This is a genomic window from Shewanella sp. KX20019, assembly GCF_016757755.1.
Lineage (GTDB): Bacteria > Pseudomonadota > Gammaproteobacteria > Enterobacterales > Shewanellaceae > Shewanella.
Genome location: NZ_CP068437.1, coordinates 2282754 through 2307507, shown reverse-complemented (window position 1 = coordinate 2307507; position 24754 = coordinate 2282754). Strand labels below are relative to the sequence as shown.

Genomic DNA, 24754 nt, shown 5'->3' with positions numbered 1-24754 from the left:
CAACCGCTTAATCAGCCTGTTGTCGATAAGGCAGCTTGCTGGTTAATTGCTGCATGTAAGTTTTTATATTATCAGCCTCTTGAAAAGTAAAGCTTTCAATGGCGCTGCGAAACTCGGGGTGAACCACCTCGTGAGTAGAGTATGTTGCTACTGGCTCGAACCCGCGGGCCACTTTATGTTCTCCTTGGGCGCCAGCGTCAAATACAGCCAATTGATGCGCAATGCAGTATTCGATACCTTGGTAATAACAAGCTTCAAAATGCAATCCGTCGATATCAACCAAACTGCCCCAGTAGCGACCATAAAGATGGGTTTTCGACTTAAAATACAGCGCAGATGCAACCACTTGCTCCTCAAGGTTACGCACCAATAACAGCAACACGTTATCAGGCATGGTGTTAGCAATCGACTCAAAGAATGCCAAATTTAAATAACCAGCATGGCCCGAGCGTTTGGCATACGTTTGCCTGTAGCAAGCATAAAATGTTTGCCACATTGCTGTAGTTGCTTGCTCTGCATTAACAAACTCAAAGCTTAGTTTGTGGGGCATTAACTTGGCGCGCTCCTTGTTAATATCTTTGCGTTTACGGGAGGTAAGTGAGTTTAGAAAATCATCGAAATCCTGATAACCTCTGTTTTTCCAATGAAACTGAGTACTGAGTCGTTTCAAGCAAGCAGGATTATCTTCTGCTGGTTGAGACATGGCGATGAACTGCTCTTTGGGCAGGAATAAACAGTGCCAACTGGAAAAACCATGCTCGATTAAGCTGCCATCAAGCGCCTGCTTAACCACATTCCACACTAGCTGCGCAGTAACATCAGTGGCGATGCCGATGCGCGCTCCGGTAACTGGGGTAAATGGGATCGCAGATACTAACTTTGGATAATAAGGAATTTGATGCTTGTCGTAAGCTTCGGCCCACGCCCAGTCAAAAATATACTCGCCATAAGAGTGGCTTTTAATATACAGCGGCATAACAGCAACGATTCGCGTAGCTTCGCGCACGATGAGGTGTAATGGCGTCCATCCGGTTTGTTGGCTAACACAACCGCTAGCCTCTAATGCCGCTAAATAGGCGTGTTGATTAAACGGATTTCCATCATCCATTAAATCATCCCAAATACTGGCATCCACAGCATCTATTGCATCGACAAACCCTAAGCTTAAACATGCTCCCAGCGATTGCGACTCAATTCCATCATCGTTTCTGTTGTCCAAACTGAGTTCCAACTCCTTTCGTCAAATTGCTATCAATAAGTCAGTTAGCGCATAATTGCGCGCCATGGTCTGATCACTATTGCATTTAATAGCGATAAGCGTCACATTGCTAAACTCGAATTAAGAGTTGAACTCAAGAGCTGTTTTACCTCGAGCAGAGCATGAGATTCAACCGCAATAGACATTACAAAAAATACAAAGGATTGAAAATGCGCATGTTTAAGAGCTTAGCATTTGCCATCTCCATGGCAATACCACTCACACTAACATTAACCGCCAGCGCCCCGCTATCAGTTAATGCTGCAGAAACATCCATATACAGCCACATGGCAACAGCACACCCGATATGGGCTGAGCATGGTATGGTCGCGAGCCAAGAAGCATTGGCAACAAGAGCAGGAGTGGAGATCCTTAAACAGGGAGGTAATGCAGTAGATGCAGCCGTCGCCGTAGGTTTCAGCCTCGCCGTGACCCTACCCCGTGCCGGTAATATCGGTGGTGGCGGTTTTATGTTGGTACATCTTGCCAAGCAAAACAAAACGATTGCTATTGATTACCGTGAAATAGCACCAGCAAACGCTCACAAAGACATTTTCCTTGATGAAAAAGGCAACGCCGTCAACAAGCTCAGTCGTGAACATGGTCTGGCTGTCGGGGTACCCGGTACTGTTATGGGAATGGAGCTTGCGTTAGAAAAGTACGGCACTATGACGATGGCACAAGTCACCAAAGCAGCCATTACAATGGCTAAAGATGGCATTGTGGTCACGCCAGATCTGTCGGCATCACTAACAGGCTTGAAGAGGCGTATCGCACAGTGGCCTAGCTCTGCAGCCGTCTTTTACAAAAAGGATAACTCGGACTATCAAATAGGTGAAACACTTAAGCAGCCAGAGCTTGCTCACTCGCTGACGCTTATCGCAGAGCAAGGCAGCAAGGGGTTTTATCAAGGTGAAACGGCTGAAAAGATAGTGACTGCAGTTCAGGCGGCAGGAGGAATAATGACGCTTGAGGATCTAAAAACCTACCAAGCTATTGAGAGAAAACCGGTATCAGGCAATTATCGAGGCTACCAGGTCGTCTCTATGCCGCCGCCATCTTCTGGTGGAGTGCATATTATTGAGATGCTCAACATACTCGAGCAATACCCCATTGATAAGCTAGGACACAATACTGCAACTACCCTGCACTTAATGACCGAGTCAATGAAAAGAGCCTATGCCGATCGCAGTGAATATTTGGGTGACCCCGATTTCAACGATGTGCCTGTCGATGCGTTAATTAACAAAGATTACGCCACAGCGTTAGCGAAAAAAATCGCTATTAATAAGGCAACACCCAGCAGCGAGATTAAGCCTGGTAACATCGCGCCTTATGAAAGTAATCAAACCACCCACTATTCAGTGGTAGATAAATGGGGAAATGCGGTTTCTAACACTTACACGCTCAATTTCAGTTATGGTTCAGGTCTGGTCGCTAAAGGAACGGGAATCCTACTCAACAACGAGATGGATGACTTTTCAGCCAAACCTGGCGTGCCTAACGGTTTTGGCTTGATTGGTGGCGAAGCCAATGCGGTAGAAGGCAAAAAGCGCCCGTTGAGTTCAATGAGCCCGACTATCGTCATGAAAGACGGTAAACCTTACATCGTTACCGGCAGCCCTGGCGGTTCACGCATCATTACCACCACTTTACAGGTGATAATGAACGTCATCGACCACAATTTTAATATTGCTGAAGCCACCAATGCAGCCCGTATTCACCACCAATGGTTGCCCGATGTTCTCCGGGTAGAGCATACTTTAAACCGTGATACTCAAGCGCTGTTGGAAGCTAAAGGGCATAAAATTAAGATTAATAATTCAATGGGTTCAACGCAATCAATTATGGTCACAGACCAAGGTATCTTTGGTGCATCAGATCCTCGTAGAGCAGGCAGCGAAACCGTCGGGTATTAGCTATTAAGTCGTTAAAAAAGGCGCTTTAACATGGTATTAAGCGCCTTTTTTATTACAGGCATATTCATGCAGAGTAAATGTTCGTCATTTTTTCAATAGAATCAACGATAATACAAGATAGTACTTCAATATCGATACCCGATAACGATTTGATATATAAGCAAGATTTCCCTATCTTATATTTCCCCAATTTAGCCAATAGCGCTTCGTAATCACTAAATCCGTTCATAATATAAACAGTGATACCATTTTTTCTTGGGGAAAACCCCACCAGCGGCCAATCCCCTTCCCGGCCAGATGCATACTTATAGTGATATTGTCCAAAACCAATAATGCTGGTTCCCCACATAGTCGCTGTTTGGCCGGTCAATTTAGTAAGAAGATTTAGCAGAACTTTGCAATCTTGAAGTTTTTGACCATCCACCTTTTGAGCAATAAAGGCATTAACATCTGCGTTTGTTGGTTGTGTTTTTAATTGGTTGGTTTTGGTATTATTTTTTAATGTAGCTGCAGTAGGTTGTGACACGACGTCCCCCAAATTTAGCTTTCTTAAAGTTAGTTTAGAGACTATTGATTAAAAAAGGGGCGCTGCAAGCAAATAAAAAATGGAGCAAGGCAGTCCCAGCTCCATTCACTTCCAATATAACCTAAAAGTCTTGCTCACCTTTTATCACTTCAGGGTAACCACTAATAGCTTTGGAGGTTTGCATTCCAGCCATTGTGGCCGCTTCCACACAGCTGGCATTAATGCCGGTTTTTATCCAGTCGCCTGTCACGAAGAGGTTATCGATTCCGGTTCCATCCGTTGCAATACGATACTGTGTACTGCCTTTAACAGACATCACATAGCGCTCAGATGGGTCAACGTTGGCTCGCCAGTATTGACTGTCGAATCTTGCTACACCCGTAGCTTCAGTGTCATCATGTAACCACTGCCATGGGAATTGACCTTGCACTTCACCATTTTCCTCTACCGTTGGCGCTGGCACGTTACCCCACAGTTTGTAGATCTCATTATTAAGCTGGGCGATGGCCCCCCCTTTTGCCTGTGCAGTTTTGTGCTGTTGGAAATCGATATCACTCGCTGGAGGATAACTTTCGACAGGTAGAGCCGAGCAAAAGTAACTGGCATTTTTAGGTTGTACAGCTGGCCAGTCTTCTTTATCGATAAGGTGAGTTAATGAGGCCCAGGTATCAAAAGGTTCTGTAAAGCCAGAAAGCACTGGCTCTTCGCCATTATCAGGCATTAAGGGCCAGCCCATCCCGGCCAAATCTTGATCCATCCACAGCTGATAGGCTTGTGTCGCAACCGTTTTAACTTTCTCAACGCTCAGACTCAATGCTTCGCTCTGTTCCATCACCTCGCTGGCAACATGCGGTACAGAGCCTATTGAAAGGCCAAATATCACTTTATCAAAATCCTTGCCCTTAACCAGGCGCTTTTTCGGCAATGTATGGCCATAGTGTTGCTGGTACACCTCGTCCCAACTGCTCCAGAAATGCTCCAGATTAATATCATGCTTTTGCATTAATTGCGCTTGCACAGGATCGAGTTCAGCGAACTTTGGCTGACTCGGCCAGCAGTCTAACCCTTTCACATCCACCAGTGGCGAGTAGGATTTTAGCCCCTCTTTTAATGCCACCTGCTCGGTTATCTCTATCGCTTGAATACTGCCATCTTGACACTCAAGGTTCTCAACCTTATTAAAGAAGTGGAACTTAACCCCTCTGCGCTTAAGTACTTCATAATAAGGGGTAAAGACGGTATCACCCATGCCTGCCTGCATCTCCCACATCACCCCACCTTGGTAACAAAGTGCAATGCGCATCATTGACCGAATAATCGTGCCCGCTTCTAAGTTAGGGTTGTCAAAGTTACCTTTCTCGTAAGCAAATACTAGATCGTAAAAGCCACGCACTGGCGCAGAATCGACGGTAAATGTTTGGTTAGCACCATGCTTAGTGAGCCATTCACGATAGTCATAATCATTTATCACATCAAAGCCATGCTTAAATACGTCATCAACGAACATACCTTTCAGGATGGTTAGGCCCAGATCAGCAGCAATATACAACCTGCGTAGTTCATCATTAGTCTCCAACCTATCGACAAAACGCTCCTCTAGACGTGCTCTAAAGGCATCAACAGCAGATTCAACGAAGCCACCTTCATCTTCAGTGTCATGATGGTGTTCTTCACAATCACGGCCTATCATTTGATTAAAATGACATTCCAACTTATCGGCTAGTGATGACATGCTTTCTTTCGCGTCATCGATAGAATCATCAATTTTATCGTTTAGCTGTTCGAACCATTCTCGACTAAACCAGTGTATCGGCCTTGCAGACTCTTTGGCTTGCTCATCCATCTCATCGAGCAGGTCGTCCATTTCAGTTAACCAATGGCGGATCCAGCTAAATGCGGCCTTGACTACCTTCCACAATGTGAGCACTTCCGTACCGTCACCCGGCAAGCCACTACGCTCGGGGAATTGAATCGGCCAACTATCAGAGTCGCCACCGACATCCTCTTGCAATACGATAAAGTTATGCGGTTTAAATGCATCTAAGAATGTAGCCAGAGGCGTACCTGCGGGTCTATCAAGCTCTTCATAAGCTTTACGCATTAAGCTAAAAGCATTTTGGTAAAATCCGAACCAGATGTGTAGCCCATGCTCTTCAATGCGTTGACCTTTATCAGCATTTCGTCCACTGGCACCTTTACCACCAATACGCCATCCCATTTGATACACATCGATTTTGTAGCGGTTTTGCCAACCGGGCTGCTCAGTTAAACAAGCCGCTGCAGTCATTGCAGCGACACCGCCTCCCAAAATCGCAATTTTCTCTTTTTTGATAAAAGAGTTATCCACTAAAACCTCGCCCTGTGGCACTTCAAAATCAAAGTTCACATGATATGGCAACAGGACATGTTGCTCGCCAAGTTCGACACCTAATGACTCTTTGAAAGAAAAGGATGCATTATCAAAAACTGTGGCAAGCAGGTCATTCTCTAATAGTGAAACAGAATGGACCTTGTTTACTTTTGCTGGAGCTGCAGTAATCGCCTGATAAACCGCTTTATCACCCGCGCTATCGGGTAACTGCTTAAGGAAAACTTGGTCTATGGCCGGTTTAAACAACAAGCTAAACAACTGGCTCTCACCAAGCTTATCCAATTCAGGAATAAAATCAGTTTGGGCTTTAAACAAGTCCCATGTTTTACCAATCGCTTCAAGAGATGACAGTTGATGCTCCTCGGCGGCCTCACAATCCACACTCAACAAAGGATGAAATGCCAGTTCACTGTCAGGGGAAAAAGTCTTAAAGCTCTTCGCCGATAAACTCAGCTTTGTCAGCGGAGCGCCCACGTCAGGCATCTCGTATTCACACATGTACTTAGGATAGCCAAACAGCTCACGACCATTTATCAGTGCCATCGCATCATTGACAAAAATATGTAAAGGATGAAAGTACACATGGCTAATATCGTCACTATCGCTGCTATTTTGACGACCAACCATCACCCAAGTCACGATATCCGTTTCCTGGATCCAACCTTTCTCTCTATCTTCTGGATAGGCAGAATAGGCTTTATCGACGCGAGTAAAACTAGTCAATACGTATGGCGATAGCACTTTGAAATACATTGCACTGCCGGCCACTTGGTTAAGGCTGGTATCGATAGATTTTTGCAGGTTGGCCATTTTGCCTTTTAAGAAAAAGCCGTACATATCGGCTTTGCTTAAAATTAGCGGAGAGTGCATTAACATAGAGCCGGGGGGGTAGATAAAATCAGGGCGTAGAGCATCCATTGCGTCATCCTTGTTTATATAGATAAATAACCAACTAAATCTATTAAATCACGGATTATTAACAATAACGATAGCCAGAGCAAAAATTCAACATGCAACTCGGTGGCAAATACCTTCGTTAGATTAGACCTATCCCCATCACACTCAATCGAGCACTTTCAAGTAAGATGTGAATATTACTAAGCTGTGAAGCCGACTCTAAAACCTCCCCAATGCTTGCCATTTACAAATATGGGCACAGAGAGATCGTGCATCACCTCCCCCGTATCGCGCTTATATGTTTGTAACAATACAGGATTGATATGCTGACCACAGCGGATCCCTGTCGGATCATCAAATATGCGCTTAGTTCGATTATTAACAACGTCTACCGGATCTCGGCCTGTTAAAGGCTTACTAAAACATCGATTATGGGTTGGGAAGTAGCCTTTTCTATCTACGCAACCTGCATACACAATCGCTTTATGTCGCTGTAAGATCGGTTCTTGAATCGCAGGGAAACATTGATCTGTAAAGCGATCAAATTTGGTTTGATATTTAACTGGCTGAGTATTAGGTAACACCTCATACTGGGGTAGGAATAATTCATGCTCACTATAGATGTTTTGCACTAAGCCGGACTCTAATAATTCTCCACAGCGCTGCGCTGCCTCAGTCGCTTCACTTAACACTTGCTGATCAAAAGTTTGGCTATCAAACTGAGCAAGCTCCTGAAATACTTCCTCTGTTGTTATCGACAAACTGAAAGCTTGTGCTGACAAATCTTCGCTTTGCGATGCAGTCTTTCCTAGAGATTGATGAATAAGACCAACTGACGCCGATATATCTTCAGTTGTTAAAGTTGACTCTTTTAACGCCTCTTCCATATGAGCTAAGGATATTGTCGACTGTGAAATAGACGCAGAAATATGGTTAAAACTATCATCAAGCGTTAACATTGCAGCTACCGCCTGCGAAGTACCATCTACAACCTGCTGCATTGTTACCCGAGAACGCTGGGTGTCATTAATAATCTGTTCCAACGTAGCCGCTATATCCGCTGTAGCTTGAGTCGTCTTCTGCGCCAAACTTCTAACTTCATCAGCCACAACAGCAAAACCTCTTCCTTGCTCACCAGCTCGTGCAGCTTCTATTGCGGCATTTAAAGCAAGTAAATTGGTTTGCTGTGCTACGGAGTCAATAACATCTGTAATACTTTGTATTTGTGAAACTTTTTCATTAAGTGCAGTAACACTATCTGCTGCAAGATCGATATTTTCACTTAAACATTTAATCGAGTCTACACCTTGGCTTGCACGGCTACGCCCCTCCACACTAAATCGCTCTGCATCATGAGATTGTTTTAAAATATTGGCGGCATTATCACTCAACTGCCTGGTCGCTACACTAAGCTGCTCCCCGGCAACTGCGATCTTACTGGCACTCTTTCCATTTACCGCTATCGCACCATTTAACTCATCGATAAAATGCGATACCTCAGCCGAACCAATGGCAAGCTTGCTGGTATGAACACTAATATTGGTCGCGGCATCATTGACTACCACACGCTCTTTTTCTGTGATTAATGCCCTTTCGGCAGCAGATTTGGCAAGGTAAACATTAACCAGAATACACAGGACGACGCTGCTTACAACGGTACTCAAGGCAACGAACAGTAAACTGTAATCCCCCCAATACATAAGCATGTTTGTCAGCAACATAACAATCAGTATTGGCAGGAGTGATGCTAAAACGGGGATTTTTGCCATACAACCATCCACAAATAGAAACAATGGGTAACAGCACTATTCTGGAATGTTTATGGCTAAGTTTGGATTAGACCTTAGTCGGGATAACACTGATAAGCCTAACTAGCTCAAGCTTTCAAGCAGATTGATCACCGATGAATTCATTAATCGATGTAGGGCCACACATAAAATCACTGTGAATACAGAAAACAAAAAACGCAGCTCAAAGGCTGCGTTTTTCTAATTCAAGATGCTTTACTTTGCTTAATCGCCAAAGTCATCGAGCAAAATATTTTCAGGCTCTACGCCCAAGCTTTCAAGCAGATTGATCACCGATGAGTTCATAATCGGAGGGCCACACATGTAGAACTCGCAATCTTCTGGCGCTTTATGATCGCGCAGATAGTTTTCAAACAGCACGTTATGAATAAAGCCAGTATAGCCTGTCCAGTTATCTTCAGGTAGTGGATCAGATAGCGCCACATGCCAAACAAAATTTTCATTCTCGGCCGCAAGCGCATCAAAATCCTCCTGGTAGAACACTTCACGTGTTGAACGTGCACCATACCAAAAGCTCATCTTACGCTGAGTCTTTTTACTCTTAAGCTGGTCGAAGATATGCGAACGCATCGGTGCCATACCTGCACCACCACCGACAAAAATCATCTCTGCGTCGGTGTCTTTGACAAAGAACTCGCCAAATGGACCTGAAATAGTCACTTTGTCACCCGCTTTGAGGTTAAAGATGTACGATGACATCTTACCCGGTGCAACTTTGTCATTCGGCGGTGTCGCAATACGCACGTTCAACATGATTGTGCCTTTCTCGTCCGGATAGTTAGCCATAGAGTATGCACGCAGTACTTCTTCATCTACTTTTGACACTAGCTTAAACAGGTCGTACTTAACCCAATCATCACGGTATTCAGCTGGAATATCAAAATCAGCATAGTTAACCTTATGTGCCGGCGCTTCAATTTGGATGTAGCCACCCGCCTTGAAGAGTACATCTTCACCTTCAGGAAGTTTAAGCAGCAGCTCTTTGATAAAAGTCGCCGTGTTGTTATTTGAAATAACCTCACACTGCCACTTTTTAACACCGAAGATCTCCTCTTCAACCTCAAGCTCCATATCAGTTTTAACAGAAACCTGACAAGCAAGGCGACAGCCCTCTTTCGCTTCTTTCTTGCTAATATGATCTCGCTCTGTGGGTAAAATATCACCACCACCCGATTTGACGGTCACGCGGCATTGACCGCATGTTCCGCCGCCACCACAGGCTGATGGAATAAAAATATTCTTACTCGCAAGTGCGCCGAGTAACTTATCACCTGCTGAGGTTGAAATGCTTTTTTCCGCATCATCATTAATACGGATGTTGACATCACCCGTAGACACTAGTTTACTTTTGGCGAACAAAATCACCATAACCAATATGCTAACCACGACGGTGAACATACCGATACCAATTGCCATTTCCATCGAATCTACCTTTTGTTTAATTCGTTTTCATTAAGTCGTTTATCGCTAACGGACTTAAATAGAAATACCAGAGAAAGCCATGAAGCCTAGCGCCATCAAGCCTGTGGTAATAAATACAATACCGATACCCTGTAGGCCTTCTGGTATCGCGTGGAACTTCATCCGCTCTCGCAATCCGGCAAGCATGACAATCGCCATCGCCCAACCAAATCCAGAACCGGCTGCAAATACCACTGACTCACCCAGTGTATAATCTCGGTTAGCCATGAAAATAACCCCAGCAAAAATCGCACAGTTTACGGTCAGCAAAGGTAAGAAAATACCTAATGAGTCATAAAGTGCCGGAATGTACTTGTCTAAAAACATCTCTAAGATCTGTACCAGCGCGGCGATAACACCAATAAAGGTAATTAACTGTAAATAGCTTAAATCCAGAGCAGGATACCCTGCCCATGCAAGTGCTCCTGGCGCTAAGATATTGGCATAAATTACCTGGTTAAGCGGCACTGCTAACATCATCACAACGATAACAGCTACACCTAATCCAAAAGATGTCGATACCTTTTTCGATACCGCCAAGAAGGTACACATGCCCATAAAGAACGAGAGCGCCATGTTGTCGATAAACGCAGCCTGAATAAACAGGTTTATATAATGTTCCATATCGCTTACTACCCTCGCTTACGCTGAATGACGTTTATTGACCAGATCATCAAGCCAATTAAGAAAAACGCACTTGGCGGTAACTTGAACATTTCATTGGCGAGATACCAGCCACCGTTTTCAACGGTTTTTAGTATTTCATGTCCAAATAAGGTACCGCTACCGAGCAGTTCACGTACAAACGCGACGCCTAATAAGATAACGCCATAGCCCATTGCATTACCGACAGCATCAACTACAGCTAAATGCGGTGGGTTCTTCATGGCAAACGCTTCAGCGCGTCCCATAATGATGCAGTTGGTAATAATCAGTCCCACAAATACCGAAAGCTGACGTGAAAGTTCATAGGCGATATCTTGCAACACCATGTCCACAATAATCACTAATGACGCGATAATGGTCATTTGCGCAATAATACGCACGCTATTGGGAATAAGTGAACGTATGCTTGAGATAATTAGGTTTGAAAATACCAGTACAAACGTCACAGCCAGTGTCATCACCAATGCGGTTTGCATTGAGTTACTGACAGCCAGTGCTGAACATACCCCAAGCACTTGCATAGCGACTGGGTTATTACTAAAAATGGGACTGGTTAAAATGTCACGAGTCGATGCAGTTTGAGTACTCATCAATTACCCCTCCGACGCTTTTAGCTTATTAAAGAACATTTCGAATCCTTCAGCACCAAACCAAAATTGCACTGAACGCTGTACGCCGCGGCCGGTCATTGTTGCGCCACTTACCGCATCAACACCGTTAACGTCATCGGCTTTAGCGCCACCTTTAACAACCTTAAAAGAGATCTTGCCTTTAGCATTGAAAATCTGTTTACCATGCCATTTGTCAGTCCAGTCTGGGTCGTTAAGAAAATCGCCAATACCCGGGGTTTCGCCATGTTCATAAAACACCACATTTTCGATGGTATTAAAGTCAGGTTGCACCGCTATATAGCCATATATCATCGACCATAAGCCTTTACCGTAGATAGGAACCACAACACTGGCTAACTTGCCATTATCGTCAAACACCTTAAAAACACGGGCTTGATCGGCACGGCTTTTAATCTTGGCGGTATCTTTCTTTGGCTTACGCGATGTCTCAGGATTGATTGATGCCATGCGGTCATCAAAATCAAGCACGTTAGCTTCTTTATCCTCTTCACCAGTATCAAGCGTCACTAACGTCGGTTTAACGTTTTTATCAAAGATGGCTCTAAAGTCTTTGTCGGCGATATCCACATCTGCCGCAATAAGCACATTACGCTTCAATTCGTCACGCTTTTTTACCAGCTTTCGCTCTTTCAGTAACTCTGCAGTGCCAGTGATCATAAATGAGCACAAGAGGCATAGGGTCACCGTAAAAATCATGGTGCCCACAAATGAATCTTTCTTAAATGCCATTACGCTTTATTCCTCGTATTGACCTGCTTTGCACGTGTTGGCATACGATAAAGTAGGTACTCAAATATCGTTTCCCAAAGTTTTGCTAACAACATCGCAGGCATTACCACTGCGGATAGATCAGCTTTCTGATTCGATTTAAAGGCCATTGCGTTTAAGTCTCCGTTTGATATTGGCTTTAGCCACAAGATAATCGAAGATAGGCGCCCATAAGTTGGCGAATAAGATTGCCAACATAATGCCTTCTGGCATTTTCGGGTTAACCACACGGATAAGCACAGTCAGAAAACCAATAAGCAGACCATAGGCCACCTTACCTTTGCGGGTATAGGATGTTGTCACCGGGTCGGTTGCCATAAACATCATCGCAATCGCAAAACCGCCGGTCACTAAATGCCACGTCCACGGCATAGCGAACAGCTCATTCTTAGAGGAACCGATTATGTTGAACAGAGTTGCTGTTACGATCATACCGGCTAATACGCCAGCCACGATGCGCCAATCAGCAAGACGAGTGAGGATTAAAAAGCCGCCACCAATGAGTAATGCAAGCGTGCTGGTTTCACCAATAGCTCCAACGGTAAAGCCAAAGAAGGCATTCCACCAATTAGGGTCGGTAAATGCTTCATACCATGCATAATCGGCAAAGCTCAACTTACCTGCTGCGGTTTGCATTAGCGTAGTTGCGCCAGAAAAGCCATCAACGGCAACCAATTGAGTCACGGCGGTAACTTGCGACGGATAAGCAAAGTAGATAAAAGCGAGGCCAGCAAGCGCAGGGTTAAGGAAGTTATACCCCATGCCACCGAACACCTCTTTAGCCATTATCACGCCAAAGGTAATTCCCATCGCGACTAACCAAAGCGGCGTTGCTACAGGTAAAATGAGCGTGAACAGCAGTGCCGTGACAAAGAAGCCTTCGTGTAACTCTTGACCACGCACTCTAGCAAACACCATTTCCCAAAACAGGCTCACCACCAGTGCGGTCAAATAAATAGGCGCATAAAGGCTTAAGCCGTATGCAAATAAGCCAATAAGGCCTGTTTGCTCAGTCATACCGCCAAAAACAACATTAAAAGGGATCAGTTGCCAAATGTCAGAAGTCGCTAGCCCTGATGCCATTGCAATTTGTGCTTGCAAACCAATGTTATACATACCGAATAAAATTGCTGGCAGTAAACATAAGCCCACAATCGTCATGGTTCTCTTTACGTCAATGGCATCGCGTACGTGGACTTTTCCCTTAGTACTGCGACCGTGAGCCACCAATAAAGAGTGCAAGTAGCCCTTTACTGAACTGCCCGGTGCATAATAATCCTCTTGGATATCAGGCTTTTTATCTTGCTGACTCATCAACCTTCCCTCTCAATAATTTCTAAGCAAGCACGTAACTCTTTACCGAAGTCGTACTTACCAGGACAAACAAAGGTGCATAACGCGAGATCTTCTTCATCGAGTTCGAGCGCGCCCAATGCTTGCGCTTCATCTGTGTCTCTAACCACCAAATCACGAACCAATAGCGTCGGCAATACATCCAGTGGCATCACTCTATCGAGTTGACCAAATGCCATCATTGCGCGAGCTGAGCCACCGGTGTGAGTGGTCAAATTGAATAGCTTTTTAGCGCCCTTCAAACGAGAGGTTACTGCTCTGGTTATTGAAAACTTCTCTGAGCCGCCTCTGACCCAAGGCATGAGCTGATGCTGTGAATCTTCTTGCAGGACACTAATTTGATTGTGGAAACGGCCAAGGTAATCGTGGGCTCCATATGCAGTGTGACCCGATAAAACAGAGCCAGAAACCACACGAGAGTTACCCTCAGTTAGCTCATCAGCAACCACTTGCGATAAACAAGCACCCGTTTGAACGCGAATTAATCTAGGTTCAATGACATCAGGACCAGCGAGAGACACGACGCGGTCAGTATAAATTTCACCGGTTAAGAATAGCTTGCCGTAAGCGATGACGTCTTGATAACCCAAGTGCCACACTGGTCGTTCGATGCTCGCAGGTAAGATGAAGTGAATGTGTGTACCAACAAGACCTGCTGGATGCACCCCAGTAAAGCAATGATTGCTAACATGTTTTAAATCGCTGCCAGGCAGTTCATCGCCAGGCGCCTGACACAAATGGACTTTACCATCGGTAAGTCGACCCAGCACAGCAATACCGGCTGCGAATGATTCAGCTTGTTCGGCGATAACAATACGCGGGTCGGCTGCCAATGGATTACTGTCCATTGCGCTGACAAAAATACCTGAAGGTGCTGTATCTAACTGAGGAACTCTGGAAAAAGGTCGTGTACGCAGTGCAGTCCATAGACCACTATTCACTAATTTTGCTTGCACTTGGCTGCGTTCGAGCCCTGCGATGTCGTCATTAATACCAAAGTTAATCGCGCCGCCTTGGTTACACTCAATGACAATAGATTGAAAAAGCCTGCGGTCACCACGGTTGATAGCGATGATTTTTCCGCTGGCAGGAGCGGTATACTTTACGCCAATATTCTTTTTATCTTCAAAAAGCACCTGCCCTTTTTGCACCAGTTCACCAACTTCTACCAACATAGTCGGTTTCAAGCCAACATATTCCTCTCCAAGAAGGGCTACATGGGAGCAAGATTTGCTAGTGTTAACAACTTGCTTCGGTTCTCCTGCAATAGGCACATTTAGGCCTTTTTTAACTGCTATAACCGGGTTTGAATAACCTGTCATCACAAACATCAACCGTTAAATAATTGGATGACTAATAGTAGTTGTTTGTTAACTAATATTCCACGTTTAACATCACACTTTACGGTCGATCTCGTAACTTAACTACAGAACATTTTAATTTGAAGCTTAAATGGCATATTTATGTTGCATAATATCTTTGCAAGCTCGTCATGCTGTAATTTTATAACCATTTTAAACGGCGAACTTCAAAGATGAATCGGTGCTCTGACTAGCAAAAACAGTAGTAAATTTGAGGTACAGCGTTACCTTTCACGGCAACGAACATTTAGGGGCTTAGCTCAGAACAAATAACCACCACAACAGCGAGTGCCAGTGTATTTCACTAAGGAATAAGATGAGACGTAATTATACATATCTAACAAAGTTACCTTAATTTGGCGTTTAACTATCAACACCGCTAATAATAACCTCAAGTTAGAACTAACGCCTTCCTGAAGATCAAATAGTCACTCTTAGAGAGAATTAAACCCACTTAAGCTCAATGGAAAACTGCCACCACAATAGATAAATGCCTATAACTGTTTAACTCTCTTATCATTTGCAATTTGATTAACTAAAGAAGAAACCAGCAGCATCACCTCATCTGAATTTCGCTCCCCCTCTGACAAGTAATTAGGGTTTGCAGTCGTTACGATTGAAGTATCTAGTTCTGGTACATTAACGATATATTGCCCTCCATAACCTGCTGCTCTATACGCACTATAACCCGCTATTTCAAACCCTTTCCATAAATATCCATAGTGCTCATTTGCAGAGCTCTTATCTTCCGGAAAGTCGCCAATTAAGGAGCGTTCTATCCACTGTTGACTGACTATTTGCTGCTGTCGATATTTGCCGTTATTTAAATAAAGTAACCCTACCTGCATCATCTCCCGCGGCGTTAAAAACATATCGGAACCACCCATGTAGATCCCTTTTTGCGACTTATACCAAACAACACCTCTAATGTTTAAGGGGTGAAAGAGGTATAAATTGGCAAAAGTTAATGTATCCATACTCGTCGCTTTAGTCAGCACGGCAGATAGTAGGTGAGTTTGCACTGTCCCATAATTGTATAGTTCTCCGGGTTTAGTACTCATCTGCAATTCAGATATAGCGCGTACCCAGTCAATGGAGTCCCATATAGGGTGCGCTCCAAAGCGATAAGTGGTCATCTCGTTAAACTCTAGCCCCGCCCTCATATTGAGTAGATCACGAATGGTGATCTGATTTTTCAGTCTATCTTCCCGAAACTCTTTATGACTTGGTAAGTATTGCGCAATTTTTTCATCGAGATTGTCGATAAATTTCTTATCAATCGCTATACCGACTAAGATTGATAATAAGCTCTTGTTGACCGACTTTATATTGGCAGTTGTATTTTGATCTAACTGATTAAAATACTCTTCAATCACCAACTGACCGCCGCTATAAATAAGAATAGAATTTAGTTGAGGAAGTTGCTTGGCCTTATTAATAACCGTTTTAAACTTAGAAGGATGACTAACGACAATGTTGTTAAAATCTTCTGCTAGCACGGTATTTGGTAATTTAGAGTTATAAATAGATGCAGAAGCTCGCGGCGCTTCCATTACAGATTTTAACCTAATAGGGATGAGCTCCCCCTGCCAAGCAAACTCTGCTTCAATGAATTTCCCACCATAGACCAGCTTACCGTTCAGTGACGCATTGATTAGGGGCAAATCGATATTAATATTGTTTGCATCGCAGCTGATTGATGCTGGGATCCTCATCCAGCCATCGTCGGGTGCATCCAAATATACGGTTTGTTGCAAGTGCTTATTACGCTTGATAGTAAAAACGAGTCGCTGTTCAACTCCTTTGTCAACGATCACCCCTTGCCATATTCCCTCAGCGAGTGTGTTGGTATGTCCATAGAAGCTGCAAAGCATAAATGCTAAAAATATTAAAATTCGGTCACTAAAATAGCACATCGTAAAGTCCATTTTATTCAAGCCACAACTCCATTTGTATCAGTACAATTGACTCTTTTAAATATCGGCATCTAAGAGAAACAGTAAAGTGAGTTCTACTCATGTGTACATGCTGGAATGACATACATGAATCATAAGTACCACTCAGTGATAAGGCATAAGAATGGCCCTGTTTACAAAAAGCGAAGGGACCAATTCCATAGTCCCTCCTCTTAATGCTTACTTCAATGGTTTAACAAACCAATATACCTAATCCCTTTGCAAAGCCACAATAGGGTCAAGTTTGGCTGCTTTTTTCGCGGGGTATAAACCAAAGCCAACGCCTATGGTCATGCACACGCCTAAGGCGAGCACAATAGCAAACGGAGACCAAGCCACAGGCCAGCCTGCTGCGGAGGAGATAACTAAAGCCAATAGCAATCCAACACCGATGCCGATAATGCCGCCAGTTGCGGATATCGCGATACTCTCAATCAAAAACTGACGAGCAATATCTTTACGCTTAGCGCCCAAGGCTCTTAATAGTCCGATCTCACCTGTTCTTTCCAAAATGGTTGCTAACATAATATTCATAATACCAATGCCGCCCACCAGTAATGATATCCCTGCAACGCAAGCCATCACGATATTAAATATTTGTTGGGTTTTTTGGTGTTGCTCTAAAAGATCAGCTGGCACCACCACGTCAAAATCCTTTTCGCCGCCATGACGACGATTAAGCAGGTGTTGTAAACTTTTTGATGCCAATGTCGGATCAATGCCGCCAACGACAGCAAGTTTGAATGAGTCCAGCTCATCTTCTAAATGTTTAAATTGCATTTTCTTTAATGCTGTACTTAGAGGGATAAAGACTTGATTACGCTCGCCACCTAACTTAACTCCTTGAATAGTGGATTTAGTGCCCTCTTTCTCAGACAACACGCCCACCACAGTAAACCACTGATGGTTAACTTTAACTAAACTGCCTATTGCATTCCCCTGTGGAAAAAGACTCCTGGCCGCTTCGGGTCCAAGCACGGTCACTTGTTGGAAATGTGATTCATCAGCCGCATTAAGAGTGCGACCTTCTCCTAAATCTAGTGCGCTTAAATCAAAATAACTTGGGGTCACACCCATGACTTTAGCATCGCTTCTTCCTTTTAAACTGAACAAGCCAAATACTTTAACGTTCTTTTCAGCGCTCCAGTTTTCGACAAAAGGCAAGGTATCGGTAGCACTTTCGATATCCCTTAGGCTTAAACCTATACTATGTTCACGTATCGACTTTAACGCTTCGCCCTCAGTTACTCTGGCGTTTACCACCAAGTTATTCACGCCCATTGATTCAATCATTTTCAACGCTTCACGCTCAGCCCCTTCACCCACACTGAGCATGGCGATAACAGCACCCACACCAAAAATCATTCCTAACAAGGTTAACAAGGTACGTAACTTATGATGACGCATCTCATCAAATGCTTGTTTAATACCGTCCCAGTAAATAGACATATTAGCCTTATAATGACTTGCTAGCGCTGCTCTGTGGTCGACACGGATATTTGCCGATGGTCTATTGCCCGTCATACTCGATTCCTTTTCGGCGGTGTTGTTAGCGCGATGATATCGCCTTGAGTGAGTCCCTCAGTAATGACCGTACGATTCAAACTGCGGTTACCTGGCTGTACTTGCCGCTTAATAAAGCCTGCAGAGGTTTTTAAGTAGACCCAATACTCCCCTGATTTCTGGAATAATGCTTGGTTTGGTACGGTAATAACATTTTTAAGATCTAACGCATGAACGTTGGCGTTAACTTGTCTTCCTGGTTGCATCACTTCAACCAAGGTTTTATTAATGCTCACGCTCATCTCGAAATAATTAACTGGACTGTCTTTCTCTTTCGCTTTTGACAAAGCATCTAACTGAGACACGGTGCCCTCTATCGGCATGTCTGGGTAAGCATCAAGATATAATGTCACTGGTTTACCTATAGCCAAACCCAGCGCTTCAGACTCAAGCACATACAACTTTGCTTGCATCTTTGACGTATCGGGTAAAGTGCCAATGGTCATACCTGACCACATCATATCGCCCACCACCGGCGGTACACCGCTCCAGCCTGGCATAGCAACAAAGACACCATCATGGGGGGCGATAATCTGCATCTGTTTTAAGTTATTTGAATAACGAGTCATTTTCGCCTGATGACCCTTCTGCTTTAGCTTAATCAACTCTTGTTCAGCTTGCGCTTGAGAACCATGCTGGCCAATACCCCAGTCATAAAACAGCATTTTTGCTTCTAAGTAGTCTTGATTACGCATCTGGTCGATGATGTCTATCTTGGTATACACCCGTTCATCTTCACTAAAGAAACGATCGGCGAGTTCAAGCTCCTGTCCGGTTAATTTAGTGTCGGTTGTTAACGTCTTATCAATGGTTTTGTCTCTCTGAGTCTGGATCTGACGGTCCAAACCTAAGCGGTCAAAATCCAGTTTTTCCATATCTAAGCGATAACTTTCACGGGTTGAGTCCATAGTTGCAACGACATCGCCTGCTTTGACATTACTAAAATTATCCATAATCCACGCCAAAGATTGTGGCCCTCTAAGCCCTGATGGCACGGACACTGTGGTCGAATTACTGGCTTCTAACTCCCCTACTGCTGGGATATCGACCTTAAAATCAGCAGTTGCAATTTCAAGCGTTAATACACCGTCACTAGATTGTTGACTACAACCAACGGCAGCAAGCAAAAACAATATACTCATCATGCTAGTCGCGATACCAGAGCCTTTGCGATTTACTAATAAATTATTCATGGTAGCAGTACCTCATCGCCTTCATTTAAACCAGATGCAATAACGACCTGCTCTTTTCCCAACTTTCCTAATGATACAGACTGTTTGCTGTCGCTAAATAAGCCTGGTGTATAGACGTACGCATTACCTTGCTCATAATGCACCGCATCCAATGACAACAATAGTTCAGGCACATCATTGGCAATATCTATGCTGATTTTTGCAGTCATTCCCGGTCGCATCAACTCACTATCAACCTCAGCGATGCTCGCAACGGCATCAAAGATAACCAATGGAACATCTTGATTCTTTACCCTGAATACGGCTCCAAGCTCCTTGATTTCACCGTTGAAGCTTTTTTCAGGGTTAGCATCTAGGCGGATTTTTAGCTTCTGACCAACCTTAACTCTGCCCGCTTCAACTTCTGGAATCGTCATATTAACTTGCATATGTTTAAGATCTGGAATGCTTAACAGAGTGTCTCCATTGAAAACATTTTGCCCTTCAGCGACTTTATTCCCTTGTTGATCGTAACCGTATACGACCATGCCACTGCGTGGTGCGATCAGCGTAAGAGACGCAATACCTTGTTTTAATGCGGCAACTTCAAGTTCAAACTTCTGTTTATCACCTTCGAGCATTTTTACCCTCTGCTCTGCACTCATGATCTCCAGTTCTATTTTTTTGTTAGTCAAGCTCACTCTGTCAGTTGCAATAGTTGCATCACGTTCATATTTCATTTTGTCGATCTCTGAAATGGTTTCATCAGAGATCTCAACTTTAAGTTGGCTTTTTTCCTGATTCATTTTCGCTTCTGCTAACTCAAGCTTTAACTCTTGCAACTTCTTTGCATTACGAAGCTTTGATGTTTCCAGATCTTGTAAAGTGGTCTCTAAATTTGCCGTTTTTACCGAGAGTCGTTGCCCAAGCTCAGAAGTGTCAAGTTGAGCAACTCGATCGCCCTCGCTCACATCACTACCTTCAGGTGCTAACATTTTAATTTGATACTGCCAAACTCGTCTCACCGCTGGCGGTTTCAGATTGACGGTATTCGAAGAGACTAGCTCTCCTGTCACCTCAATCTGTTGACTCAATACACCCGACTCAACGTGGGTCACTGCGATATCTGAACAGCCAACTAAAAAACTGGAAAGTAGCGCAACACGTAATAATGATGTGTTCATGATGCATCCCCTTTAGGTTCGACTAACACACTCATGCCGGGAATTATTTTCACTCGGTCATCACCTGAAAAAGCGATCTCAACCCTAAACCAATGGCTATTGCCCCAGGCTGTCTGTTTGGTCGCTTGGCGACTAATCGCTTGAATTGACCCATTGAGGGAGATGCTTGACTGAGAGTCTAATCTAAGATTTACCCGCTCACCAATAGTTAACCTATCAGCATCAACTTCATTAACCCAAGCAATGACTTCTAGATCTTTCATCGCAGGAATAGTAGCGACTTGGCGGCCAATTTGCACAGAGTCACCAACGGCAAACTTTTTATCCGACCAAGGATCCCGTGCATATAAAATAGGACCATCGATATTGGAGCTTATTTCTAACTGTTGGAGACCTTTGAGGGATTTATCGAGTTCTTTTTCAGCCCGTGTTTTATCTATCTGTAACTGTGCTAAAGAGGTTGTTCGCTTATCAATGATCTCTGCTAATGATTGTGATTTTTTAGACAGTTCAGATATTGCTTTGAGCTTATTAAATTGATTATCTGCATAATCCTTTGCTGGAATATAATCGGCGGGGATCCCAGCATCTAATTGTGCTTTTTCCAACTCCAACTTCGCTTGTTTTAGATCAAATTCAGCCTGTAATATTTGCGCATCGAGCTCTATTGACTGACTTTGCTCTTGCGCTGTCACTCGTAACAGGCTCGCCTCTAACTGCTCAATTCGATTCGCAATCGCACTTTTATCAAAAATAACCACGACTTCACCAACCTTGGCAATACTTCCTTCAGGTAGCATCCATTGGATCTGGTAACGCCACGCATCACCCGCTTTTGGCACCATAATCGCTTGTGAAATTACTGATGATACTTTGCCAGTTAACAGCAAAGGAGATAACGATTGTCGTGTAGGTGAGACTTGTGCAGTATTGGCAACGGCAGTCATTGGTTTAACCAAGGGTGCATCTGCTTGAGATGAGCTTGGGAACAGAGCCAACATTAAACACAAGCTCGTTAATCCTAGAGTTGCATTAGGCTGCATTAGTCGTCCTCTCTTCTATCTCAACGATATCACCATCTCTCATACGAATAATTCGCTGCGCATATGCGGCAACTTCCTCTTCGTGGGTCACTAAAATAATGGTTTGCCCCGCCTTATGTAATTCAGTGAATAACGCCATAATTTCAACTGAGGTTTTGCTATCAAGCGCACCCGTTGGCTCATCGGCAAGTAAGATAGCGGGTCGATTAACTAAAGAGCGTGCGATTGCTACGCGCTGTCTTTGGCCACCAGAAAGCTGATTGGGGCGGTGATCATGCCGAGTCCCTAACCCTACTCGCGATAACAATTCATGGGCATAACTGCTGTCTTGATCTGGCTTGTCTGAAAACCTTAAAGGCAGTAATACATTTTGCAGTGCCGATAAACGTGGTAATAGATGGAAGCTTTGAAAAACAAAACCTATCTGTTTGTTCCTAACGGCGGATAATGCATCGTCATCTAAATGAGCGACTTCTTGCTCATTCAGGCTGTAGCCTCCTGATGTCGGTTTATCTAAACAGCCAATAATATTCATCAAGGTTGACTTACCTGAACCTGAAGGCCCCATAATCGCAACAAATTCATTTTTAGCGATACTAAAACTCACTCCATTGAGTGCGTTTACACATGTATCACCCATGGGATATTCTTTTTTTAATTCATGGACTTCTATCATAATAAATGCTCTTTTTTGCAAGCCAACTAGCCAAACAATCGCTCTATCATACAACTAAAGTCAAAACGATATAGCCAAGCCTTGGGCAGAATTTTGTAAATCATCGTGATATATACCCATCCGAATTGAAAATGCTCGTTTCAGAGGCGTTAGGTATAGACAAATAACCGTAAAAACTAGCAATTAATAGCCTGATAGGCTGGCTTGTAAACTATGGGGTTGGGACAAAACCTAAGATGTGGGGAGGGTATGATTCGACTTAACGTTATTTGCATTTCTCTTCCTGATAGCGCTGTTCCAATCCATTTGAAACATACTTTACTTTGCAAATAATCTACTGATAAATAATTGGAAATACAACCGTTAATATAATTTATAACATGCAAAAAATTCAACCAAGTTAGTTATGGAAGACGCATCACTAGCGATACTAAGCAGACTGAATAAGAAACAGCATTCCAATTATCTCAGCAAAGCACCGAGTAAAGTGAATACCGATATGACAATAAAAAAGACCCACTGAAATAGGTGTTTAAATGGCTGTTCAAGTTCACCGGTCACACCAATATAGAGTTGCCATATCGCGAATAAACCAAAATTAAGTGCAATAAAAACCAGCATACCAAAACTGTGCATTTGAGACAGCACTTCAAAAGCACAAGCCAATAGAATAAGCGTTGAAAGTAGCAGAAAAACCGATATATAGTGGAAAACACAATGCATAACAGATTTAGCGATAGGATCAAAATCAGCCTGCTGCATGGGCATTAAAAAATGCTTCCTGCCATAGCTGAAATGCCCTACACATGTTAATGCGGCGATGATCCCCGCCAGTAATAGATAGATATTCATTTCTCATACTCCAACACGATCTAACCTGTCAAATACAGCAATTATAGCTGTCGTTAAAGATAGCTCATAATATGACTCCAGTTAATCAGACCTGTAATATCATGCTTCTCTTACAAAAAAAGAGAGCTTTCGCTCTCTCAATTTACATCGTCGCCATGGTCCAATAATCAAGCCGCTTATCGGGCTGACTAATCACCACTTTGCACTTTTCTTTATATATCCCCATCAAGGGCCCTAAACTCTTTGAGTTAGGCATAGAGGCTTTATGTTGCTCTGTTGCTGCGATAACGGCTTGATTAACATCCTCGCTACTTTGATATTTATTTGCGATTGCAACCGCTTGCTCACCAGAGAGTTTTAACCTGTCACCTACCGCTTGCATTTGCGGCGCATTCATTGCGGCTATCGCACTCGACGCTATCTGATAATATGCTGCACATTCAGTTAACTCTTTAGTCAATGCATCTTCAGCGTCGCCCGCTGTAGCATCAAAAGATAATAAACCGACGGCTATCACTAGCGTACATGCGTAAGTGGTACCAGACATCAAAATAATCCTTTTTATATTTGTTCGATTTAACTATTTCTACTTTAGCTTTCATTGAATATCAAGCGTATCGTCAAAAAACAGGTAAATATCCATTAATTAATATGCGTTTGCAGCCGATGAACATTGAGCTTATTACGTAAGCCCGTCTTTACCTCGTCCCATTCAGAGTCAATAATCGAGTAAACCACAGTGTCTCTTATGGTGCCATTGTCTAAAATCTGGTGATTGCGCAAAATGCCATCTTGGTTGGCACCCAAACGACAAATTGCCTGCCGTGACACTTCATTTTGAATATGAGTACGAAACTCCACGGCGATGACAGCTAAAGTTTCAAAGGCATAACTTAATAACAGTAATTTACACTCGGTATTAACCGCTGTACGTTGGACGCTTTTTGCATACCAGGTATGACCGATCTCTAGACGGCGATGATTTTGCTGCCAATGACAAATGCGGGTGCAGCCTACGATTTGGCCAGAGTGACGATCTCGAACGGCAAATGCCAAAGCCTCACCGTTTTGTTCATCTAAAAGGGCTTGGTTAACATATTCGTTCACGTCGTCCGGATGTGGGACTTTGGTAAACCACAGTTGCCAAAGTTCACCATCGCAAACCGCAATACTCAATGCTGGAGCATGTGCCAACGTCAAAGGCTCTAAAACAACGTGTTCGCCTACCAGCGTGCTGTCTTTCACTTCTTGTGCGTTCAACTCAACCTCCTATTTGATTGTTAATACCA

The 24754-nt window shown here is 43.6% G+C and carries 21 protein-coding genes; 1 reads left to right on the top strand and 20 read right to left on the bottom strand.

Translation table 11 applies throughout. From position 1 onward, the window contains the following. Positions 1–7: 7 nt before the first annotated feature. Positions 8–1219, bottom strand: coding sequence for a GNAT family N-acetyltransferase (locus JK628_RS10125; protein ID WP_237524184.1), 1212 nt, complete (start codon positions 1217–1219; stop codon positions 8–10). A 209-nt stretch (positions 1220–1428) separates the two neighbouring features. On the opposite strand from JK628_RS10125, the gene ggt reads away from it, so the two are divergent. After that, positions 1429–3177: a gamma-glutamyltransferase gene (ggt, locus tag JK628_RS10120; RefSeq protein WP_202289347.1), complete on the top strand. Its 1749-nt coding sequence runs from the start codon at positions 1429–1431 to the stop codon at positions 3175–3177. A 64-nt stretch (positions 3178–3241) separates the two neighbouring features. On the opposite strand, the gene JK628_RS10115 is transcribed toward ggt, so the two are convergent. The 19 genes from JK628_RS10115 to JK628_RS10025 form a co-directional block, all read right to left on the bottom strand. Continuing rightward, a complete protein-coding gene (locus JK628_RS10115) occupies positions 3242–3703 on the bottom strand; it encodes a DUF1801 domain-containing protein (RefSeq protein ID WP_202289346.1) in 462 nt (153 codons plus the stop codon). 121 nt (positions 3704–3824) lie between these two features. Further along, positions 3825–6992, bottom strand: a complete 3168-nt coding sequence (locus JK628_RS10110) for an NAD(P)-binding protein (protein ID WP_202289345.1) — start codon at positions 6990–6992, stop codon at positions 3825–3827. A gap of 179 nt (positions 6993–7171) precedes the next feature. Continuing rightward, the gene (locus JK628_RS10105) at positions 7172–8740 is read right to left on the bottom strand and encodes a methyl-accepting chemotaxis protein (protein ID WP_202289344.1); all 1569 of its coding nucleotides are present in this window, start codon (positions 8738–8740) and stop codon (positions 7172–7174) included. Positions 8741–8983: 243 nt separating this feature from the next. Then, positions 8984–10201: an NADH:ubiquinone reductase (Na(+)-transporting) subunit F gene (gene nqrF / locus JK628_RS10100; protein ID WP_202289343.1), complete on the bottom strand. Its 1218-nt coding sequence runs from the start codon at positions 10199–10201 to the stop codon at positions 8984–8986. Between the two features lie 54 nt (positions 10202–10255). After that, a complete protein-coding gene (gene nqrE / locus JK628_RS10095; RefSeq protein WP_202289342.1) occupies positions 10256–10864 on the bottom strand; it encodes an NADH:ubiquinone reductase (Na(+)-transporting) subunit E in 609 nt (202 codons plus the stop codon). An 8-nt stretch (positions 10865–10872) separates the two neighbouring features. Continuing rightward, positions 10873–11496, bottom strand: a complete 624-nt coding sequence (locus JK628_RS10090) for an NADH:ubiquinone reductase (Na(+)-transporting) subunit D (RefSeq protein ID WP_101091087.1) — start codon at positions 11494–11496, stop codon at positions 10873–10875. A 3-nt stretch (positions 11497–11499) separates the two neighbouring features. Beyond that, positions 11500–12267 (bottom strand): Na(+)-translocating NADH-quinone reductase subunit C, encoded by a 768-nt coding sequence (locus JK628_RS10085; protein ID WP_202289341.1) that lies wholly within the window; start codon positions 12265–12267, stop codon positions 11500–11502. After that, positions 12267–12416: a hypothetical protein gene (locus JK628_RS10080; protein ID WP_202289340.1), complete on the bottom strand. Its 150-nt coding sequence runs from the start codon at positions 12414–12416 to the stop codon at positions 12267–12269. Before JK628_RS10080 ends, JK628_RS10085 begins: the two co-directional genes overlap by 1 nt. Beyond that, entirely contained in the window at positions 12406–13620 is a 1215-nt protein-coding gene (locus tag JK628_RS10075; protein WP_202289339.1) for an NADH:ubiquinone reductase (Na(+)-transporting) subunit B, read from the bottom strand. The genes JK628_RS10080 and JK628_RS10075 overlap by 11 nt, the downstream gene beginning before the upstream one ends. After that, complete coding sequence (locus JK628_RS10070) at positions 13620–14981, bottom strand: Na(+)-translocating NADH-quinone reductase subunit A (RefSeq protein ID WP_202289775.1); 1362 nt, start codon at positions 14979–14981, stop codon at positions 13620–13622. Before JK628_RS10070 ends, JK628_RS10075 begins: the two co-directional genes overlap by 1 nt. Positions 14982–15514: 533 nt before the next feature. Continuing rightward, on the bottom strand, positions 15515–16948 hold the full coding sequence (locus JK628_RS10065) for a serine hydrolase domain-containing protein (RefSeq protein WP_237524224.1): 1434 nt from the start codon (positions 16946–16948) through the stop codon (positions 15515–15517). Positions 16949–17185: 237 nt separating this feature from the next. After that, complete coding sequence (locus tag JK628_RS10060; RefSeq protein ID WP_202289774.1) at positions 17186–18424, bottom strand: ABC transporter permease; 1239 nt, start codon at positions 18422–18424, stop codon at positions 17186–17188. Between the two features lie 71 nt (positions 18425–18495). Continuing rightward, the gene (locus tag JK628_RS10055) at positions 18496–19683 is read right to left on the bottom strand and encodes an efflux RND transporter periplasmic adaptor subunit (protein WP_202289773.1); all 1188 of its coding nucleotides are present in this window, start codon (positions 19681–19683) and stop codon (positions 18496–18498) included. 44 nt (positions 19684–19727) lie between these two features. Beyond that, on the bottom strand, positions 19728–20894 hold the full coding sequence (locus JK628_RS10050; protein ID WP_202289337.1) for an efflux RND transporter periplasmic adaptor subunit: 1167 nt from the start codon (positions 20892–20894) through the stop codon (positions 19728–19730). Then, on the bottom strand, positions 20891–21937 hold the full coding sequence (locus JK628_RS10045) for an HlyD family secretion protein (protein ID WP_202289336.1): 1047 nt from the start codon (positions 21935–21937) through the stop codon (positions 20891–20893). The genes JK628_RS10050 and JK628_RS10045 overlap by 4 nt, the downstream gene beginning before the upstream one ends. Then, positions 21927–22613, bottom strand: coding sequence for an ABC transporter ATP-binding protein (locus JK628_RS10040; RefSeq protein WP_202289335.1), 687 nt, complete (start codon positions 22611–22613; stop codon positions 21927–21929). The genes JK628_RS10045 and JK628_RS10040 overlap by 11 nt, the downstream gene beginning before the upstream one ends. Before the next feature lie 462 nt (positions 22614–23075). After that, positions 23076–23465 carry a hypothetical protein gene (locus tag JK628_RS10035; RefSeq protein WP_202289334.1) on the bottom strand — a complete coding sequence of 130 codons (390 nt, stop codon included), beginning with the start codon at positions 23463–23465 and terminating at the stop codon, positions 23076–23078. A gap of 142 nt (positions 23466–23607) precedes the next feature. Then, entirely contained in the window at positions 23608–24012 is a 405-nt protein-coding gene (locus tag JK628_RS10030) for a hypothetical protein (protein ID WP_237524183.1), read from the bottom strand. 95 nt (positions 24013–24107) lie between these two features. Then, a complete protein-coding gene (locus JK628_RS10025) occupies positions 24108–24725 on the bottom strand; it encodes a GNAT family N-acetyltransferase (RefSeq protein ID WP_202289333.1) in 618 nt (205 codons plus the stop codon). Positions 24726–24754: the final 29 nt, after the last annotated feature.

What these genes read in the sequence shown, in the direction of transcription:
- nqrF (WP_202289343.1), bottom strand. Translation starts at nt 10,201, where the DNA reads ATGGAAATGGCAATTGGTATCGGTATGTTCACCGTCGTGGTTAGCATA.
- JK628_RS10035 (WP_202289334.1), bottom strand. Translation starts at nt 23,465, where the DNA reads ATGAATATCTATCTATTACTGGCGGGGATCATCGCCGCATTAACATGT.
- JK628_RS10070 (WP_202289775.1), bottom strand. Translation starts at nt 14,981, where the DNA reads ATGACAGGTTATTCAAACCCGGTTATAGCAGTTAAAAAAGGCCTAAAT.
- JK628_RS10030 (WP_237524183.1), bottom strand. Translation starts at nt 24,012, where the DNA reads ATGTCTGGTACCACTTACGCATGTACGCTAGTGATAGCCGTCGGTTTA.
- JK628_RS10080 (WP_202289340.1), bottom strand. Translation starts at nt 12,416, where the DNA reads ATGGCCTTTAAATCGAATCAGAAAGCTGATCTATCCGCAGTGGTAATG.
- JK628_RS10065 (WP_237524224.1), bottom strand. Translation starts at nt 16,948, where the DNA reads ATGGACTTTACGATGTGCTATTTTAGTGACCGAATTTTAATATTTTTA.
- JK628_RS10045 (WP_202289336.1), bottom strand. Translation starts at nt 21,937, where the DNA reads ATGCAGCCTAATGCAACTCTAGGATTAACGAGCTTGTGTTTAATGTTG.
- JK628_RS10085 (WP_202289341.1), bottom strand. Translation starts at nt 12,267, where the DNA reads ATGGCATTTAAGAAAGATTCATTTGTGGGCACCATGATTTTTACGGTG.
- JK628_RS10060 (WP_202289774.1), bottom strand. Translation starts at nt 18,424, where the DNA reads ATGTCTATTTACTGGGACGGTATTAAACAAGCATTTGATGAGATGCGT.
- JK628_RS10110 (WP_202289345.1), bottom strand. Translation starts at nt 6,992, where the DNA reads ATGGATGCTCTACGCCCTGATTTTATCTACCCCCCCGGCTCTATGTTA.
- ggt (WP_202289347.1), top strand. Translation starts at nt 1,429, where the DNA reads ATGCGCATGTTTAAGAGCTTAGCATTTGCCATCTCCATGGCAATACCA.
- JK628_RS10105 (WP_202289344.1), bottom strand. Translation starts at nt 8,740, where the DNA reads ATGGCAAAAATCCCCGTTTTAGCATCACTCCTGCCAATACTGATTGTT.
- nqrE (WP_202289342.1), bottom strand. Translation starts at nt 10,864, where the DNA reads ATGGAACATTATATAAACCTGTTTATTCAGGCTGCGTTTATCGACAAC.
- JK628_RS10055 (WP_202289773.1), bottom strand. Translation starts at nt 19,683, where the DNA reads ATGATGAGTATATTGTTTTTGCTTGCTGCCGTTGGTTGTAGTCAACAA.
- JK628_RS10075 (WP_202289339.1), bottom strand. Translation starts at nt 13,620, where the DNA reads ATGAGTCAGCAAGATAAAAAGCCTGATATCCAAGAGGATTATTATGCA.
- JK628_RS10040 (WP_202289335.1), bottom strand. Translation starts at nt 22,613, where the DNA reads ATGATAGAAGTCCATGAATTAAAAAAAGAATATCCCATGGGTGATACA.
- JK628_RS10090 (WP_101091087.1), bottom strand. Translation starts at nt 11,496, where the DNA reads ATGAGTACTCAAACTGCATCGACTCGTGACATTTTAACCAGTCCCATT.
- JK628_RS10050 (WP_202289337.1), bottom strand. Translation starts at nt 20,894, where the DNA reads ATGAACACATCATTATTACGTGTTGCGCTACTTTCCAGTTTTTTAGTT.